Below are 18,700 nucleotides of genomic sequence, written 5' to 3'. Positions count from 1 at the left end.
GATTGGCTTTCAAACAAAAACCCCGGAAGTGATTTTCGGGGTTTTTGAATTTTTTAGTGTTGACTCCTACTCCTTATCACACAAACGCGAAGAAAACCAACCATACTAGGAAGAGTATTGGCAAAAGAATCGGCACCGAAAAACGGATCACATACCCGAAAAACGATGGCATCTTGATCCCGCTTTGTTCTGCGATGGATTTCACCATGAAGTTTGGCCCGTTTCCGATATAGGTCATCGCCCCAAAGAACACTGACGCGACAGAGATTGCCATGAGTTCAAATGCAGAGTCATCATACTTGTCCATCGCGAAATCCCGCACCATTTGGATATTGCTGATCTCAGCATTTTGGGAAGCCATTGCGGCGGCGAGGAAGTTAAGGTAAGTAGGTGCGTTGTCCAAAACACCCGATAACACACCCGTGCCCCAATAAAGCGTATTGTGTGTGATCAAAGCCGATCCTTCGGGCGATTTGGCAAAGTTTCCGACGAGTTCCAATGCGGGCATCATCGTACCGAAGATTCCGATAAATATAAATGCAACTTCTCGGATGGGTTCAAAATTGAACTCGTTGCCTTTGAGTGCGGCTTTATCAGCAAACCGATAGCTGCAGAAGGCAACTGAGAACATGATGATCTCACGGATGAATGAAAACTTCTGTCCATCATAATGAATTGCTGGTACCCAATCCAATACGTTTGGATCCAAGAAAACGGAGAGGATGATGATCAATAGCCAAAAGAAATTCCTCGAGCCTTTCATCTCGAATTTGTTCGTGTAAACGACATCCTCCAAATCATCCTCGTTGGCAGTTCCGAACTTGCGATCAATGACATAAAAAATTACCGCCAAAGCAAACAGTGCCAACAGCCAAGCTGGAAAATTATGGGTAAGTGTCCAGAAGAATGGAACGCCCTTCAAGAAGCCCAAAAACAGAGGCGGATCGCCGATTGGGGTCAATGAGCCACCGATATTGCTTACCATAAATATGAAGAAAATAATATGGTATGCCTGGATATTGCCTTTGTTGAGTCGGATAAACGGACGAATTAGCAGCATCGAAGCCCCTGTGGTTCCGATGAGGTTTGACACCAAGGCTCCAATCACGAGTAGCGATACATTGGCGATTGGCGTCGCCTTTTTATCAATCTCAATCAAAATCCCACCAGAGGCAATAAACAAAGAGGCCAACAACGCGATAAACTGAATATATTCCGCCAATGCATGTACTGGCCCGTGCACATTATGCAACGCAAAAAGGTAATAGAACACAACCAAAATGGCAAGGCCTACAGCGATTTTGGGATAATTGTGGTGCCAAAAATGTTCGTAAAAAAGCGGACCCGTGGCAATCATCAACAACAAGGCCACAAAGGGAATTACTAGCCAAACCGGTGCAGCGCCGTGGTGACCTTCATGTACATCATGCGCCTCAGCCGAATGCTGATCGTGGTCATTCTGTTCGATTGTATCTTGCTGTACGGATAGGTCTGTTTGGGAATAGCCAGTGGAGATTCCCAACAAAAGGATAACTCCACAAACCAATACAAAAACAGCGAATAGATTCTTCATTCAGGTCAGTTTAGCAAATTTTTTCAACAATGCTGGTTTGAAAAAAACACCACTTAAAATCAACAATCCAATATACAAAATTGGACTTTATTTCCGCTAAACTACCTATTTTGAATGAAACAGACTATATGAAGACCCAGCGCCAAGAGGAATTAATTTAAATGTCACCCCTCTTGGCTGATGATTGGTAAAATGTTTATACCAACTGTTTCAAGGCGATCTCCAGGGCAGTTTGTGCAATCTTTGTCTTGGTTGGATTCTTTTGGTAGACATTTTTCAGGGCCTTCGAAATCGTCTTGCTCACGTCCGAAAAAATCGCTTGGTCCGTAACCGATGCCTTTTCTGACATCAGATACGCAAACACCCGGGCCATACCACAATTGGCAACAAAATCCGGCAACACCGAAATTCGATCGTCGACCCACTCGCCGATGGGTCCCAAAAATATCGCTGAATCCGCAAAGGGGACGTTGGCGCCGCAGCTGATTACCTCGAGTCCGGACCGTACCATTCTTTCCACTTGGTTTTGGGTCAATAGCCTTGACGCGGCCGCGGGAATGAATATTTCAGCGGATAAATCCCAAACGCGTTCTTGCATTTCTTCAAATGGAATAAGGTAATCGGACACGAGTGTGTTACCCTCCCGGTTCAAAAACAATTCCCTAATCTCGTCCAGCGTGAATCCATCTTCCTTAATCAACCCTCCAACCCGGTCAATTATACCAACTATTTTCACCCCTTCAACCGCGAGAAAGCAAGCAGCTGCCGCACCGACATTTCCCCAACCTTGGATGATGGCCCGCTTGCCTTCGATTTTTCCACCCCAAATATGATAATAGTGCCTTACTGCTTCCGCTACCCCGAATCCAGTGATCATATCCGCGACCGTATATTTCTTTGGACCATTAGGCGTATAGTGAGGGTCTTCCAAAATCTTCGAAACCCCTTGTCTTAATTGACCAATCTTCCTGATCTTTTCTGGCTCGCTGGCATGAAAATGTCCGTTGACGATACCCTCTTGCGGGTGCCAAAGACCATAATCTTCTGTGATGGGTATCACTTCATGGATTTCGTCTACATTGAGGTCGCCACCGGTGCCGTAGTAGTTTTTCAATAGTGGCATCACGGCTTTGTACCAACGTTTGAGCACCTCGGGTTTTCTTGGATCCCGGGGGTCAAAATTGATCCCCGACTTCGCTCCACCAATTGCAGGACCGGATACTGTGAACTTCACCTCCATGGTTTTCGCGAGACTTTCTACCTCCCGCTTGTCCAAGCCTTTACGCATCCGAGTGCCTCCACCTGCCGCACCGCCGCGAAGGGAATTGATCACAACCCAGCCTTCTGCCTCGGACTCGTTGTCACTCCATTCAAAAACAATCTCCGGCTGCTTGTTTTCAAATTTTTTTAATAAATCTTTCATCTCTATTTTGGGTTTATCGCCGGCAAAAATAGAAATATTCTTCGGCTGGAAAACCCCGCTAGGCTTCGTTAAAGATCACTCCACCACAATTGTCCCGGGAAGCACCTGTAACCGAAGCAAGTGTATTTATCTCGCCCCTCAGCCGCAAAACGCCCAAAAAAGCAAACACAAGCGCCTCTTTGAAATCCACAAGCATGTCACCCGCTGGCACAATCACGAACTCTGGCCCAATTGTTTCTTTCAGCTTTTCGATAAAAAACAGGTTTTTGGCACCACCACCTGTGATCAGGACCGATGTCTGCCGGCCTTCCATGGGCTCCAAAACCCGCTGGAGTTGTTGGGCAAAATGTACGACCAAGGTATGCAGTATATTGGCAGGCTTATGGGCTTCTGACCATTCGAGTATCTTGAGATAAGCATCCAAATCCTCCCGACCGAGTGATTTCGCTCCTTCTATATGATAATAAGGCAACTTATTCAATTGCTTCAGCACCCTTTTTAGTAACTTTCCTTTTGCCGCCAACTTCCCGTCCTTGTCGTAAGGTTTGCCACAAGCCTCTGCAAAGTGATTGAGCAAAAGATTAAAAAAACACACGTCAAAGGCCAGTCTTTTCCCAGCGCGGTCCATACTGATATTGGCGATACCACCGAGATTGATGCAATAGTCATAGGCACCAAACAACAATTGATCGCCGATCGGGACCAAAGGCGCACCTTGCCCACCCAATTGGACATCTAGCATCCTGAAGTCATTGATGACCGTGAGGCCGCAAGCCTGCCTAAGCGACCATCCGTTACCGATTTGGAGGGAGATTCCGTTTTGGGGTTGGTGGAACACAGTGTGTCCGTGAGAGGCTACCGCTTCGGGTTCCAGTCCATGCCTGCTGACAAATTCTTTGACCTGTTCACCCATCCACCGCCCAAAGTCCACATCGAGTTTGGTCAGTTTCAACCCATTGAGCGTATGGGCTTTTTTCAGTTTCTTGCCCAATTTTTTTGGAAAGGGAGCTGTTTCAGCAGTTCGGATTGAAAAAGCCCAAGTATCATTTTTCTCAAATTCGCAATAAGCTATATCCAACCCGTCACCTGATGTACCGGACATAAGCCCAACCACTTTATAGAATGTCTTTTGCTCCATGGGTTAAATGATGTTAAAAATTCTTTGCTAAAGTTAATTTTATTTTAATCAAAATCGGTGCGGACCTAATTTCTGTAACTTCGCTGACACAACATATCCGGCTTTTTTAGGAATAATTGTAAGGTGAAAAGACTAATCGTAGATATCGGCAATACCCGGATCAAAACAGCGGTTTTTGAAGATGAGGCATTCGTGGAGGAAAAGTTATTTATTGACATCCACGATATCGCTGAGTTTTCGGAAAGCGTTGATTTCGAAGCCTGTATCATCAGTTCGGTAACCCTTTCGGAGGCTGATTTGAAGGAGAAATTGCCCTTCAATTTCCTATTTCTAAGCCGAGAAACGAAAATCCCATTCAAGAATTTATATGCCACGCCGCATACATTGGGAGTGGACAGAAAGGCCGCCGTCATGGGTGCACGGTGTAAATTCCCCAAAGACGACGTTTTGGCAATCGATTTGGGAAGCTGCATTACCTATGATTTGCTGGATAGGCAAGACCAATATTTGGGTGGAGGAATAAGCCCTGGGCTGCAAATGAGGTTCCGCGCGATGCATCAGCAGACCGCACGCCTGCCTTTGGTCGGGATGCCGGAAAAACAACAGCCGGAGCTGATTGGGGATAGCACGGAATCCTGCATGCAAAGCGGTGTTTATTTTGGGATTCACTATGAAATACAGGGCATGATCGAGGCATACAGGGCCAAATACCCGGATTTGAAAGTCATAATTTGTGGCGGTGACTCTAAAATCTTTGAAAGCTTGACAAAAGACCACATATTTGTAATCCCCAATTTGGTCCTCTATGGGCTGAATCGAATATTAAGCTACAATGTCCATTACCAATAGGTTGAGATTGCTGGGCACCATAGGTGCCTTTATCATATTTTCAGAGGCTTTTTCACAATCGAGTGCTTCCACCTATACCTCATTGGGTATCGGTGAATTCAATTATGCGGGTCTTACCCAAAACCAGGCCATGGGAGGCTTGGGCATCAGTTTCGGTACTGGATGGGGTGTCAACTACATGAATCCGGCACTTAGCACCCGCAACACGATTTTCAATTTCCAAGCAGCTTTTAACTACAACAGGCTGGGAGTTTCTTCTACCGGTGGCAGTACAACGGTGGATGGTGGAGGACTTTCCTACGCTGCAATGTCTCTTCCCATCAAATCGGGCAAAAGCTCACTCGGCCTTGGCCTCAATCAGATCACTTCGGTCAACTACAGTATTGTGGTGAATGGGGATGTGACCAATTCTGACTACAATTTCATCAATAGAATCGATGGAGAAGGTGGCGTGTCTGAGGCCTACCTATCAGGTGGTCTTGAGGTGGCAAAAAACCTGAGCATCGGCTTGCATGGCTCCTACCTTTTTGGCTCCACCATCCGGACCAACCAACTCTCACTGATCAATAACGGCACCCCGACAGGCATAAGCACGGAATACTACCAGCGGTTTACCGTCAGCGACGTAACCTTCAAAACCGGCGTGTATTATTTCTTTAAAGCGGGAAAAAGAAGCAATATCCATCTTGGAGCCATTTATAATGCTTTTGGAAATATTAATGGAAAAGACTTTGCGAAGCTTGCCGAATTTGGTCAAGCTAGCAGGCCCGATACGGATGGGGATATCTTGAGCAACAATGTAAAAGGTTCGGTCTACGTGCCGCAAAATATCGGCTTCGGTATTAGTTACGAGAAAATCAATAAATTTGTACTAGGCCTAGAGGCTCAGAGACAGGATTTTACACAATATCGAACCTTTGAGGGAAATCCGAGTTCCCTTAAAGAGAATATCAGGGTGGCTTTTGGCGGGCAAATCGTACCGGACTATACCTCCGTGGAGAATATCTTCAAGAGGTCCACTTTCAGGTTTGGGGTATTTTACCAACAGACTCCGTACGTAGTCAACGAAACGAGTATCAACGACATTGGCATCAATTTTGGAGCTTCGGTTCCTGTAAACAGTCTTTCTCTTCTCAATTTTGCATTCAAAGTCGGAAGGAGAGGGACAACGGAGAATGGTCTGCTTCAGGAAGATTTCTTTGGATTCAGCCTTGGATTTTCCTTGAATGATAACACTTGGTTCTATAAACGAGTATTTGATTAACACTAATAACTATGAAACTGAAACACGCACTTGTAGGGCTGATGGCCCTAGCCATGGTAGGCACCGTTCAGGCACAGGAGTTCAACTTCCCTAGCGATCCAGCCATGGAAGCGAAGGCAAGGGAATACAATGCTGCCTATGTGGATTACATGAAGTCAGAGCAGTTTGTCGAGGCCACCAAGCCTTTGCATTGGCTTTTGGTGAATGTGCCCAAACTCAATGAGTCCATCTATATCAACGGTGTAACCATCTACCATGGTGCTGCAGGAAAAACTACAGACGCTGCTCAAAAAAGGGTCTACCAAGATTCTGTCATGAAAGTGTACGAGTTGAGGAAGGCCAACTACGACAACGAGCCTAAGTGGATCGAGAATAAAGCTTATTATGGATACCAGTATTTCCGCGAAGACAAAACCAAGCTTGCCGAAGCAATTGGATATTATGATCGGGCGTTCGAAGTAAACGGAAGCATCAACCCAGCTTATACTGCTGCTTATTTTGACTTGGTAAGGAGACATTACCTGCTCAACAAGGCTTATACAGCCGAACAAGTACTTGATATCCATAGCAAAATCTCCAAACTACTGGATGAAGCAGAAGCACAAGGAAAGGACGTAACGACTCCAAAATCAAACGTGGAAGCCCTTTTGGTAGCCATGGAGTTGATCAATTGTGATTTTATCGAGAAAACCTTGGGTCCAAGATTGGCAGCCGACCCAACTAATATGGTGGTGGCACAGCAGATCTTCAAGTATTCTGTACAATACAAATGTCTTCAACTTCCTGCGTTCTTGAGTGCTTTGGAAGTGATCGACAACGCCAATCCAACTTTCGCTACTTCTCAAGTGAGGGCAATGCGTTACATGCAAGCAAGGGAGTATGATAAAGCTCAACCTGTGTTGGAAAAAGCGCTTACTTTAGCTGAAAATGACGCCCAAAAAGCTGAAATACATATGGACCTTGCAAGGGTACATGGACAGGCAGGCAGGAAATCCGCTGCACGTTCTGCAGCGCAAGAAGCCGCAAAATTAGATCCATCAAGGGTATCCGAGGCATATACTCTGATCGGTCAGCTTTACATGATGTCTTTCAACGATTGCAAAGGTGGTGAAAGCCGCGCCAAAGACTCCTCTGTCTATATCGCTGCTTACAATGCATTCCAAAAGGCAGGAAATTCCGAAGGCATGCGTGACGCACGTGCACGCTTCCCGTCCAAAGAGGAATTGTTTACGGAAGGAAAAATGGCTGGTGAAACCATCAGCACAGGATGCTGGATTGGAGAAACAGTCACATTGGCAACCAGGGACTAAGCTTAAATGATTGATTTAATGGAAAGGCAGCCGCTAACGCTGCCTTTCTTTTTTCATAGCAATCCCTACTTTGGTATCTTTGCAGCGCAATGATCAAATCACATTCAAAATTGATCCTGTTAATTCTGTTTTCGCTGACGCTGTTTGGCTGCAGGGAGACCGTGGACGTGAGTCTCTTGGAAAAATACACCGGACCTGTCAGCGTGGCGTATAACATCGACCTCGTGCATAGCGACTCCACGATCGTACGTACGCACCTGAAGGCCAAAAAGCAGATGGAATTCGAAAATGGCAACATCGAGTTTCCCGAGGGCATCGAGATTGAGTTTTTTGACAAAGAAGGAAATACGACGACGACCATGCGGGCGGATCGCGGCTATTTTGATCGGAATGCCAACCTATACAGAGGAGAAGGTGACGTGCGTGTCGAAAACTTTGAAAAAGACCAAAGTCTCGCATCAGAGGAGGTATTTTGGGATCCCAATGCCAAAAAGATCTATACTGAGAAATTCGTAACCGTGCGTGAGAAGGAAACCGTGTTCAACGGCACGGGAATGGAGGCCGATGAGGGTTTCAACGAATACAAAATGTACAAAGTGACCAACAGCCGCACGATACTACCCGGGGAAGGAATGTAGCAAAAATGAAACTGACCGATATTCTCTTGCTTTCTTTGTCTGCTGCCCTGGTAATCGTGGGCACACATCAGACTATAGTGGGCGGCATCACCTTTTCCTACCCCATTTTTATGTTGGCGGTAGCTTTGCTATTTTGGTATAAATATCGGAAAAACAACACAGGGCAAGAGACGACCGGCGACATTAAGAAGCCTGCGCTACCCAAAACCAAAAAAAGGAAATAATGGAAAGCCAATACCTTATATATGTGGTCATTACCTTGATTTTCTCGGCTTTCTTTTCGGGAATGGAAATGGCCTATATCTCCGCCAACCGCCTTCAGATCGAGCTGCAAAACAAGCAAGGTCTACTATCAGGAAAAATCCTCTCTCGGATGGTGAAGCAAACCGGACAGGTTTTGGGCACAACCCTGATTGGCAATACCATCGCCCTTGTCGTCTACGGCATCTTTATGGCAAACCTGCTTGAGCCGTGGATACAGTCTTGGCTGCAATCGTACCTTCCTGGCCTGAACAATCAGGCTTCAGTGATGCTATTGCAGACTTTCTTATCGACTATTTTGGTTCTGGTGACTGCCGAGTTTTTGCCAAAAAGTATTTTCATGCTCAATCCAAACAGCCTGCTGTCGGCTTTCTCGCTGCCTTTTCAAGTGATTTATACGATCATGTACCCGATTGTATGGTTGGTTGTGGGTCTAAGTAGATTCTTTATCACCAAGGTATTGGGATATGATTACAGCGAGGACAAGCCGGTTTTTAAGATCACTGACTTGAACAGCTTTATCCAAAACAACCTGCGGCACAGCGGGAAAGATGTAAAAGTCGATATGGACACGCGGATATTTGATAATGCGGTCGAGTTTAAGACCATCCGAGTCCGTGAATGCATGGTGCCAAGGACAGATATCGTAGCAGTGGAAATCGATGATACGATGGACGACCTCAAGCAGGTATTTGCAGAAAGTGGCCATACCAAGATCATCGTTTTCAGCGAAAGCATCGATAATGTAGTCGGCTATTGCCACCAACTTGAACTATTCAAAAAGCCAAAAAAGATCGCTGACATCCTCACACCCATTATCATTGTACCCGAATCGGCATTAGCCAATGAGCTCTTGATACAATTTATCAAAGAAAGAAAGAGCTTGGCTTTGGTGGTGGACGAGTTTGGCGGTACATCGGGCATCGTCAGTATGGAAGATATCATTGAGGAAATATTCGGCGAAATCCAGGATGAATATGACAGCGACGACCTGATCGAGCAGAAGATTTCGGACCATGAGTATCTCTTGAGCGCCCGACATGAGATCGATTATTTGAACGAAAAATACGGCTGGTCTCTTCCTTATGGCGATTTTGAGACCCTTTCTGGCTTCATACTTTCCCTCACGGAAGACATCCCCCAAAAAGGAGAATCCATCACCTATGGTTCCTACACTTTTACTGTCATCTCAAAACTCGAGCACCGGATTGAGACACTCAGGCTCAAAATCCACGGTGACGGTGAACCCATTAAGTAATTTATTGACAGCGGTTTTATTTTGAATTTACGGGGAGATTGAATTATTTTGCGGCACTTTAAAAAAAAGGCGAATGGCTTTAATTAAAAAAATCAGACAGAGAACAGGTCTTGCAATCGGTGTAATCGCAGTTGGCTTGATATTCTTCCTCGTAGGAGGGGATATTTTGAGTCCAAACTCGACCCTTTTGGGGAACAGCAGGAATTACGTAGGGGAGATTGCAGGTGAAGATGTGTCCTATGAAGAATACATCCAAAAGATCGAACAGATCAAGCTTTCCTTTCAACAAAGTACCGGAAGAACTCCTTCCGAAGCAGATATGTATAGCATCCGCGAGCAAGCCTGGCAGGCCTTGATCGTGGACAAAGTTTTTGCAAAACAGTATGAAGCACTTGGACTAACTGTATCCGACCCTGAATTGGTAGATATGGTGCAAGGAAAAAACATCGTCGCCGAGCTTCGTCAGCAACTCACCAACCCACAAACTGGCGAGTTTGACAGGGCGCAGTTGATCAGCTTCTTACAGTCATTGGAGACAGCCAGCCCCGAACAAGTTGCGTTTTGGGAACAGCAGGAAAAAACCTTTGCCAATGCCAGGTTGAGGATCAAATATGACAACTTGCTATCAACTTCTGAATATTCCACTTCCAAAGAAGGCAAGCTCGAGCACAAAATGGCCAATAGCGTAGCGGATGTGGACCATTTGTTCATTCCATTCTACGCCATCTCCGACACGGCGGTGAAGGTTTCAGACGATGAGTTGAAAGCCTACATTACCAAGAACAAGGACAAGTTCAAAGTCAAAAACGCGGCCGACCTCGAATACATTTCCTTCGATCTGCTTCCAAGCGGTGAAGACTCTGCTGCGGTGATCGCTGAAATCACCAAATTGACTGAGGAGCTTCGCAACACGGCTTCTGATTCTGCCTTTGCGATCAGAAACTCACAGGGTAATGGTCCATTTATGACCTATGGCCCAGGTGAAGACCTTCCTGCTACCTTGACCAGCAATGTCGACAACATCGTGGTCGGCGAAACCTACGGTCCTTTCTTGACCAACCGGTCGACCTATATCAGCCACAAAGTGACTTCCAAATTTGACGGAACCCCACGGATGAGAGCGGCGCATATTCTTTTCAGCGCACAGGGTTTGAGCGACGATGCCAAAGCGGAAGTAAGGCAAAATGCCGAGAAGGTGCTGAAGGAAATTCAAGACGGATTGAACTTTGCGACTGCGGCCGCCCAATACGGACAAGATGGTACAGCCCAAAGAGGCGGTGATTTGGGATGGTTTGCGAAAGCTGATTTCGTAGAACCATTCGCCGAAGCAGCATTCGCAGCCAAATCCACCGGATTGATCAATAGATTGGTAGAAACTGAGTACGGTTACCACATCATCAGCATCACCGAATTGCCTAAAACCACTTCCTACAAGATCGCTACCATCGAGTTGGAGTTGGGTCCGAGCGATGCTACCCGCAACGACGTGTTCAGAAGAGCTGATTCCTTCGCTGCAAATACCGGAAATGCCGGTGAGTTTACTGCAAACGCAGAAAAAGATGGCTTGCGTATCATCCAGGCAAACAATGTAGATGCTTTTGCCAGAAACCTCAACAACCTCCAAAATGCGCGGGAAGTGATCCGTTGGGCATTCAATGATGCCTCAGAGGGCTCGGTGTCACCTGTATTTGAATTGGACAATGCCTATATCGTGGCTTCGTTGAAGAAGCGCTACGAAGAAGGTACGGCAACTTTGGACCAAGTGCGTGCACAGGTTTTGGTACAAGTCCGCAACGATAAGAAAGCAGAAATCATCAAGGAAAAAATCAACGGCAAGGCTTCTTTGGAAGAGATGCAGGCTGTGTTTCCAAATGAATCCTCTTTGGACAAAAGCCCTGACTTGAGACTGAATGCCTCCGTATTGCCGGGCGTTGGATTTGCTCCAAGAGCAATCGGTGCAGCCTTTGGCTTGAAAAACCCAGGCGATATCAGCAAGCCAATCCATGAGGACGTTGGAATTATCGTTATCAAACTCAACAGCCTGACTCCTGCAGGCGAAATCGCTGACTACAGCGGTTATCAAAGACAATTGACCTTGAACACCTCACAAAGGACTGCCTACATGATCATGATGGCTTTGGAGGAATTGGCCGATGTAAAAGACTACAGGTACAAATTCTTCTAAAATCCAGAAAACACTGATTAAGCAAGAACCCGTGGAGCATTCCTCGGGTTTTTTTCTTTCTTCAATTCCCAGTAAATTCAGGAAAAGAGAGCCAAAGACGTTGCTCGGGATTTATTTTTCTTTCAAGGTTGTTAACCCTTAAATTTGCAGACTATGAAAGATACCTTCAACAGAACAGCCTTTAAGGAAAAACTGGAAGCTCAAACTTCTTTTCCCACCCTCTATATGTTCAAGTTCATCGTACCTAGTGGAAAAGAAAACGAGATTGGTGCGATTTTGCCCAACAACAAGATGACCCTCAAAACTTCATCCAAAGGAACCTACGTGTCGGCGACAATCAGAGCCATGATGCCAAGCAGTGATGCGATTTTGGCAGTGTATGACAAAGCCGCCGAGGTAGAAGGTGTCATTTCACTCTAACAAAACCAACTTGAACCATGTGGACGGAGGAAAACAATAGACTCAAAAAGACCTTTCGCTTCAAGGATTTCCAACAGGCATTTGCCTTTATGACAAGAGTTGCTTTCTTGGCTGAAAAACACGAGCACCATCCCAATTGGAGCAACGTGTACAATACCGTCACGATAGAACTCACCACCCATGACGCAGGAAACGTAGTGACCGAAAAAGACCACAAACTGGCCGCGGCCATCGACGCGATTTAAGTATGGGTGCTGAAAATCATGTAAGCCTTTATCTCGTTCCAACACCTATAGGCAATCTAAAGGACATCACCCTGAGGGCGATTGAGACGCTCAAATCCGTCGATGTCATACTTGCAGAGGATACCAGGACCAGCGGAATGCTGCTCAAACACCTTGAGATCAATAAGCCGCTGCAATCCTACCATATCTTCAACGAGCACAAGACAGTGGAAAAACTTGTCGACAGGATGAAGAAGGGCGAGGTAATTGCCTTGGTCAGTGATGCAGGTACGCCGGGCATATCCGACCCTGGCTTTCTGCTCGTGAGAGCGGCCAAGGAAGCTGGATTGGAAGTCAATTGCCTCCCAGGTCCAACCGCCTTTGTCCCTGCCTTGGTCAACTCGGGACTGCCAAATGACCGATTCACATTCGAAGGATTCTTGCCCCACAAGAAAGGCAGAAAAACACGCTTGGAGGAACTATCCACCGAATCGCGCACGATGGTATTTTACGAATCGCCCCACAGACTGATGAAAACCTTGGAGCAGTTTGCGGAAGTATTTGGCCCCAGCAGGATGGCGAGCGTTTCGCGTGAACTGAGCAAAATGTTTGAAGAAAACGTCCGGGGCACACTCGACGAATTGGTGGAATACTATCAACATCACCCCATCAAGGGCGAAATCGTCCTTGTAGTCGAGGGAAGAGGAAAAACCGGCCGCAGTCGGGAGGAAGAGGACTGATCAAAATCGCCTCAAGATTATAAAAGGACTTTTTCCCAGCTTCGGACGAATCAGACAATTCCTCTGAACCGGTCCGGAATCTTGACTACCCATTTTAATTTCGCCATCGTAGGCTTGTTCCAAGCATACACCGGCCTCAGAAAGGTTTGCATTCTCCGGGCGATTGCCAGCCATTTTTCTTCAGTCTTGGGTTTCGATTGAGTGACGATATCGATCGTTTTAGCGCGCTTTTTTATATGCCCGGCACGTCCCGTCGCCATCCGGTCTTTGTCGAGGAATCTGTCTTGAATCATCTTGTAATCCACCGAACCAAAATGAAAAAGGTAGAGATTTGGATCAATTTTGAAATTGCGGCCTTTTACCCGATGAAACCCAGAACCCCAATTGACTGGCTGCGAAATGACGGAGGGCTTTGTGTAGCGGGAGGACAGGTAGGCATAGGACCGCTGAGTCAAAAATGGAGCACTCTTGTCGAGCGTCTTCTCCAAATCAAGGTGCTGTCCCACATCCATCCCAAGCCCGGATACAGAGGGATTGATTTCGATTTCGCTGAGGTATTCCCGAAGGCTTTTACCGAGTTTTGGGTCCACGACAAGGAATTCATCCGCATCCACACCAATGATGATATCATACTGCTCCAAAAGTGATTTCGCAACGGTTGACAAAAAGCCCAATCGGCGTTTTTCGGCCGAAATGACATGTTCGACGACCCGCTTTTCGTGGATGACATTGGATTTTCCCGCATTATTCGGAATAGGTTGATCCTCTCCGTCCAAGTAGATAAAGATATTCTCCTCGCCCAATTCCCGGCCATAATAGCCAATCCAACGCGTGAGAAAGAAATCATCATTGCGCGCCATGGTGATGGCTGCGATTTTTTTCAAGGGTTTTGTCGAAGTCGAATCCTGCATGGCCCGCATCATTGTTTGGATGGTCAAAGGTACCGCTTAAAGTCTCCAAAATAAAATGCAAACTCAAGTGGGCATGGAGAAACTAAAACGTTATGCAGGATAATGAAAGGAGAAAGCCTAAAAGCCGAAACTTAAAAGTTCAAAAATCTCCACTTCATCTATCCCTCCATTTGATGCGAAATTTGCAGAAAAAAAATTTCAGAACATTGTTTGGTTAGAAGTTCAGGAAATGTTCTTTTCTCTTCAAAAAGTCACTGATTCTCGGATTTTTGAGGAATTCTTCCCTTCAACTATGGCTAGTTCAAAATAATATTTCTATTTTTTCCTATCATTCAATTGCTTGCACCCCCCAAGCCTTACACATATACAAAAAGTTGCTAAATTGTATCTTTATCAGACCTTTAAGATAAGCCCGTTGTATGGTAAAAGTATTGTTTGTTTGCCTAGGAAATATTTGTCGTTCGCCATTGGCTGAGGCGATTTTTAACCACAAGGTTCATTCCCAAGGCCTGCATGGAAAATTCACCTGTGACAGCTGCGGCACGTCCGATTACCATATCGGTGAACTTCCTGACGAACGTACCATTGCCTGTGCAGGACGCAACAATATCCCGATCAATCACCGCGCCCGTCAAATCAATCGGGTGGACATTCGGGAGTTCCACTACATCATTGCGATGGATCATTCCAACAAGCGCAACATCAATACCCTCGTAAACCGATTTGGCAAAGGAAACCAACGCGTGTACCTCATGCGGGAGTTCCACCCAAACCCCGATCAATTGGAAGTCCCCGATCCCTACTACGGCGGTGACGATAGTTTCGACGATGTTTTCCGAATATTGGATGAATCCATCGACCACTTCATGGAGCACCTCAAAAGCGAGCATAATATCTATGTTTGAGCAACAGGATTTGATCGACAAAATCCTTTCAAAATGCCTTGGAGATGTTTCGGGTGGTGTAAACCTCAGACTGATTGCGGCTGGGAATATCAATCAAGGCATATTTGTGGGCACCTCATCGGGGAGATTTTTTCTTAAAATAAATTTTGAGCCATCCGCTGATATTTTCCTCAGAGAGGCGGAGGGACTACGGCTGTTAAAATCCAATACCTCTCTCACCGTTCCGGAAGTAATCGCTTTTGGCAGGGAGCAGGATCAAAACTTCCTGCTGATGGAATGGGTTGAGTCTGGTCGCAATGCGGATTTGTATTGGGAAAACCTGGGCGAGGGCTTGGCCGAGTTGCACATGGCTACCCAAAAACAGTTTGGGCTACAGGAAGACAATTACATCGCTTCATTGCCACAGATCAATTCAATTCAAGAGGATTGGCGCGGTTTTTTTATTTCCAACAGATTGGAACCGCTCGTCGGAAAGGCCTTTTACAAGGGCATGATTGATGCGCCTTTCTTAAGAAAATTTCAGTCGATCTACCCAAAGTTGCAGGGAATTTTCCCAAAAGAAAAACCAGCTTTGATTCACGGCGACCTTTGGTCGGGTAATGTGATGACAGATGCGATGGGCAAGCCTGCGCTGATTGACCCGGCTGTGTATTTCGGCCACCGTGAAATGGACATCGCATTCAGCAAGCTTTTTGGGGGATTCTCCGAGCGATTCTACAATCGCTACGATGAGGTGTTTCCCCTCGAACCGGGATTTGAAGAAAGGGAAGCGATCTATAACCTGTATCCACTTTTGGTTCACCTGCTATTGTTTGGAACAAGCTACCTCCCTCCGATCGAAAAGACCGTCAAATACCTAGTTGGCTGAAGGTTTTACCACGATCTGAAAAGTAGTCCTGGTAATTTGCTCCAGCAAAACCTCCTTTCCAGCCACCAATTCTGCCATGATTTCGGGTTGATGGTTTTTGACTGTGATCAATTGCAAGCCTTCATTGTACCTGATTTCAAAGTCCTTGGTCAGTGCCGCGATAAGTTTTTCCAATTTGAAAAGCTCCTTGTCGATAACGATCGAAATGCTGATCGCAGAAGTCTGCAGCAGGTTGACCCGCAACTTCAGCCGCTCCAATTCAGAATACACTTGATGGATGTGGGCTTCATTGATGAAAGTAAAATCGGTGACTTTGAAACTGACGAGGATTTGGGAATCCTTGACGACGATGCAGGGAACGGTATTTGCCCTATCCACTTGGTGTATCTTGGTTCCACTTCCCTCAGGATGGATAAACGACTTCACAAACAGCGGGATCCCCATATTAGCCAGCGGCTTGATCGTCTTGGGATGGATGACAGAAGCTCCATAATAAGTGAGCTCGGCAGCCTCGCGGTAATCCAGTTCGTCAAACTTGACGGTGTTTGGAAATCGCTTGGGATCGGCGTTCAATACCCCGTCTACATCCTTCCAAATCGTCACAGAAGCCGCTTTCAGACCGGAAGCCAATATCGCCGCCGTGAAGTCTGAGCCTTCGCGGCCCAAGGTGGTGGTCTTTCCACCAGGTTCACTTCCGATAAATCCCTGTGTCACGATTGGGTATTGTTCCAAGATCGGCCTGAGTATCTTTTGGCAAAGTTGGGCAGTCTTTTCCCAATGAATCTTTGCAAATCGATAGTCTTCATTGGTAATGACCACCTCCCTGGCATCCTGCCAAACGCAAAAAATCCCCGACTCGCAAAGGTATTCCTGCACAATCCGGGAGGATATGAGCTCTCCAAACGATACCACCTGATCGTAGTACTCGTCGTAGTTTTCTTTGCTGAGCTTCTTGTGTAGGAATCGCTCCAGCTGGGAAAAGTAATTCTCGACGACCGAAAAAACCCTGTGCTCCTTGTCAAAAAGCCCGGCACAAATCCCCAAGTGATAGTTCTTCAGTGTTGTACTTTTCAAAGAAAAATCCTCTCCCGCCAGTTTCAGCCCGAGGATTTCTTCCAAGGCATTTGTCGTTTTCCCCATGGCTGACACGACGATGACGGTTGGATTTCGCAATCGATTGTGCAAAATGTTGCGAAGGTTTTGAATGGATGCAGCATCTTTTACAGAGGCCCCTCCAAATTTGAAAACAAAAATTTTTGACATCCGAAATTATTTGTAATTTTCTGTAGATAAACCCAAATATTGTATTTTTCCAATTTTATGAAAACAAAACTTTATTCACCTAACACCTCGTCCCTTGCCTATCCAGTGGGCACCACTTTGGACAGATTCATCAAGCTGAAACAGGAGGAGTTCCAGTTCGCATCCGGAGAACTCTCCCAGTTGTTGAGGGACATCGCGCTTGCAGCAAAGATTGTCAACCGGGAAACAAACCGTGCCGGATTGGCAAATATCGGTGGTGCATTTGGTCAAACCAACGTCCAGGGAGAGGAGCAACAAAAATTGGACGTCATTGCCAATATCCGATTCACCAGAGCCCTGACAAAAGGCGGAGAAGTCTGTGCGATCGTGTCGGAAGAAGACGACGAAGTAATCGACTTGCAAAATGGCTCCGGAAAGTATGTCGTGGCAATTGATCCCCTAGACGGCTCCTCCAACATCGACGTGAACATCTCGATCGGGACCATTTTCTCCATCTACAGGCGCGTGACACCCATCGGTAGCCCCATTCAACCCGAAGATATCATGCAGCCCGGCAATCAACAAGTTGCCGCAGGATATGTGCTGTACGGTTCCTCCACAATGCTCGTCTACACCACCGGCCATGGCGTCAACGGCTTCACCTACGAGCCATCCTTGGGAGAGTTTTTTCTTTCCCACCAAAACATGGTCGCTCCCTCCGACGGAAATATCTACAGCGTCAATGAGGGAAGCTATTACCAATTTGAAGCCGGATTGCAAGAGTATATAGAACACTGCAAGGCGAAACTCTACAGCGCGCGGTACATTGGATCACTGGTGGCGGATTTTCATAGAAACTTGCTGAAAGGGGGAATTTATATTTATCCCGCTACACAAAAATCTCCCAAAGGAAAACTGAGGCTGCTTTACGAAGCCAATGCGCTTTCCTTTATCGCAGAACAGGCGGGCGGAAAAGCTACGGATGGACACGGCCGGATATTGGACATCCAACCAACGGCGCTGCACCAAAGGACACCACTCTTTATCGGCTCCAAAAACATGGTGGATGAAGCGGGGAATTTCCTAAAGAAAAATGCCACGACAGTAGCCAGAAAAGGAGTCTTGGTTCAGTGACCCGAGTACTTCCTCCTCAGGAGTATCTTTTGTACCTGGCGTGCGACCAACTCTCGGGCAAGTGTTTCGGCCAGTGTCTCAGGTGGGGCTTCGGCAAGGATGGTTTTGAGCTTTTTCTCCCCGAGGTCTATCCGATAGCAGATTTGGAGAAATCGGTTGAAATCCCGATCCAACATGCCGCGGACCAGCGGGGTAAGGTACTGGACAAGCGCTTCTTCATCCCAGTCCTGCATGGAAATCGGCGTTTGGAGATCAGAGGAAATCAGACCTGCGGCTTCTTTCAACAACTCCCGGTTCTCATTTTCCATGATGTACAATGCGCTTAGGACCCTGATGTAATCGAAATGAATAAGCCCC

General features: G+C 46.4%; 19 protein-coding genes. 13 read left to right on the top strand and 6 right to left on the bottom strand.

Annotated features, from left to right (window positions below):
• Positions 1-76: 76 nt before the first annotated feature.
• The 3 genes from L0U89_RS04700 to L0U89_RS04690 form a co-directional block, all read right to left on the bottom strand.
• Complete coding sequence (locus L0U89_RS04700; RefSeq protein ID WP_234860474.1) at positions 77-1,573, bottom strand: sodium:proton antiporter; 1,497 nt, start codon at positions 1,571-1,573, stop codon at positions 77-79.
• A gap of 196 nt (positions 1,574-1,769) precedes the next feature.
• Positions 1,770-2,996 carry a Glu/Leu/Phe/Val dehydrogenase dimerization domain-containing protein gene (locus tag L0U89_RS04695; protein ID WP_234860473.1) on the bottom strand — a complete coding sequence of 409 codons (1,227 nt, stop codon included), beginning with the start codon at positions 2,994-2,996 and terminating at the stop codon, positions 1,770-1,772.
• Positions 2,997-3,054: 58 nt separating this feature from the next.
• The gene (locus L0U89_RS04690; protein WP_234860472.1) at positions 3,055-4,134 is read right to left on the bottom strand and encodes an anhydro-N-acetylmuramic acid kinase; all 1,080 of its coding nucleotides are present in this window, start codon (positions 4,132-4,134) and stop codon (positions 3,055-3,057) included.
• A gap of 123 nt (positions 4,135-4,257) precedes the next feature.
• Here L0U89_RS04690 and L0U89_RS04685 point away from each other — a divergent pair, with 123 nt between their 5' ends.
• The 10 genes from L0U89_RS04685 to rsmI all read left to right on the top strand — a co-directional run bounded on the left by L0U89_RS04685 (position 4,258) and on the right by rsmI (position 13,283).
• Positions 4,258-4,983, top strand: a complete 726-nt coding sequence (locus tag L0U89_RS04685) for a type III pantothenate kinase (RefSeq protein ID WP_008627973.1) — start codon at positions 4,258-4,260, stop codon at positions 4,981-4,983.
• A complete protein-coding gene (gene bamG / locus L0U89_RS04680) occupies positions 4,967-6,247 on the top strand; it encodes a BamG family beta-barrel-assembly machinery protein (RefSeq protein WP_234860471.1) in 1,281 nt (426 codons plus the stop codon). The genes L0U89_RS04685 and bamG overlap by 17 nt, the downstream gene beginning before the upstream one ends.
• Positions 6,248-6,258: 11 nt before the next feature.
• Entirely contained in the window at positions 6,259-7,557 is a 1,299-nt protein-coding gene (locus tag L0U89_RS04675; protein WP_234860470.1) for a tetratricopeptide repeat protein, read from the top strand.
• Between the two features lie 110 nt (positions 7,558-7,667).
• Positions 7,668-8,195: an LPS export ABC transporter periplasmic protein LptC gene (gene lptC / locus L0U89_RS04670; RefSeq protein ID WP_234860469.1), complete on the top strand. Its 528-nt coding sequence runs from the start codon at positions 7,668-7,670 to the stop codon at positions 8,193-8,195.
• Positions 8,196-8,200: 5 nt separating this feature from the next.
• Entirely contained in the window at positions 8,201-8,419 is a 219-nt protein-coding gene (locus L0U89_RS04665) for a hypothetical protein (RefSeq protein ID WP_008627981.1), read from the top strand.
• Positions 8,419-9,714 carry a hemolysin family protein gene (locus tag L0U89_RS04660; RefSeq protein WP_008627982.1) on the top strand — a complete coding sequence of 432 codons (1,296 nt, stop codon included), beginning with the start codon at positions 8,419-8,421 and terminating at the stop codon, positions 9,712-9,714. The genes L0U89_RS04665 and L0U89_RS04660 overlap by 1 nt, the downstream gene beginning before the upstream one ends.
• 73 nt (positions 9,715-9,787) lie before the next feature.
• Entirely contained in the window at positions 9,788-11,899 is a 2,112-nt protein-coding gene (locus tag L0U89_RS04655) for a peptidylprolyl isomerase (RefSeq protein ID WP_234860468.1), read from the top strand.
• Between the two features lie 153 nt (positions 11,900-12,052).
• Positions 12,053-12,319: a DUF493 family protein gene (locus tag L0U89_RS04650; RefSeq protein WP_234860467.1), complete on the top strand. Its 267-nt coding sequence runs from the start codon at positions 12,053-12,055 to the stop codon at positions 12,317-12,319.
• Between the two features lie 17 nt (positions 12,320-12,336).
• Entirely contained in the window at positions 12,337-12,564 is a 228-nt protein-coding gene (locus L0U89_RS04645; protein WP_234860466.1) for a 4a-hydroxytetrahydrobiopterin dehydratase, read from the top strand.
• 2 nt (positions 12,565-12,566) lie between these two features.
• Positions 12,567-13,283, top strand: coding sequence for a 16S rRNA (cytidine(1402)-2'-O)-methyltransferase (gene rsmI, locus L0U89_RS04640; RefSeq protein ID WP_234860465.1), 717 nt, complete (start codon positions 12,567-12,569; stop codon positions 13,281-13,283).
• A gap of 50 nt (positions 13,284-13,333) precedes the next feature.
• Here rsmI and L0U89_RS04635 read toward each other — a convergent pair whose 3' ends face one another.
• A complete protein-coding gene (locus L0U89_RS04635) occupies positions 13,334-14,167 on the bottom strand; it encodes a glycosyltransferase family 2 protein (RefSeq protein WP_234860464.1) in 834 nt (277 codons plus the stop codon).
• 446 nt (positions 14,168-14,613) lie between these two features.
• Here L0U89_RS04635 and L0U89_RS04630 point away from each other — a divergent pair, with 446 nt between their 5' ends.
• Together L0U89_RS04630 and L0U89_RS04625 are read left to right on the top strand one after the other, a co-directional pair.
• Positions 14,614-15,099, top strand: coding sequence for a low molecular weight protein-tyrosine-phosphatase (locus L0U89_RS04630; RefSeq protein ID WP_008628000.1), 486 nt, complete (start codon positions 14,614-14,616; stop codon positions 15,097-15,099).
• Positions 15,092-15,967 carry a fructosamine kinase family protein gene (locus L0U89_RS04625; protein WP_234860463.1) on the top strand — a complete coding sequence of 292 codons (876 nt, stop codon included), beginning with the start codon at positions 15,092-15,094 and terminating at the stop codon, positions 15,965-15,967. The genes L0U89_RS04630 and L0U89_RS04625 overlap by 8 nt, the downstream gene beginning before the upstream one ends.
• On the opposite strand, the gene L0U89_RS04620 is transcribed toward L0U89_RS04625, so the two are convergent.
• Positions 15,956-17,230 carry an aspartate kinase gene (locus tag L0U89_RS04620; RefSeq protein ID WP_234860462.1) on the bottom strand — a complete coding sequence of 425 codons (1,275 nt, stop codon included), beginning with the start codon at positions 17,228-17,230 and terminating at the stop codon, positions 15,956-15,958. The two genes, L0U89_RS04625 and L0U89_RS04620, sit on opposite strands and share 12 nt — an antisense overlap.
• Before the next feature lie 57 nt (positions 17,231-17,287).
• Between L0U89_RS04620 and fbp the strand changes: the two genes are divergently transcribed.
• Positions 17,288-18,343, top strand: coding sequence for a class 1 fructose-bisphosphatase (gene fbp, locus L0U89_RS04615; protein WP_234860461.1), 1,056 nt, complete (start codon positions 17,288-17,290; stop codon positions 18,341-18,343).
• Here fbp and L0U89_RS04610 read toward each other — a convergent pair.
• Positions 18,337-18,651 carry a hypothetical protein gene (locus tag L0U89_RS04610; RefSeq protein ID WP_234860460.1) on the bottom strand — a complete coding sequence of 105 codons (315 nt, stop codon included), beginning with the start codon at positions 18,649-18,651 and terminating at the stop codon, positions 18,337-18,339. The genes fbp and L0U89_RS04610 overlap by 7 nt on opposite strands.
• Between the last annotated feature and the right edge of the window lie 49 nt (positions 18,652-18,700).

Origin of the sequence: Mariniradius sediminis, assembly GCF_021491425.1 — a bacterium.
In the GTDB taxonomy this organism is placed as follows: Bacteria; Bacteroidota; Bacteroidia; order Cytophagales; family Cyclobacteriaceae; genus Mariniradius; species Mariniradius saccharolyticus.
Note: the sequence above shows the minus strand (reverse complement) of the source record. Positions and strands in the feature narration are given on the sequence as shown.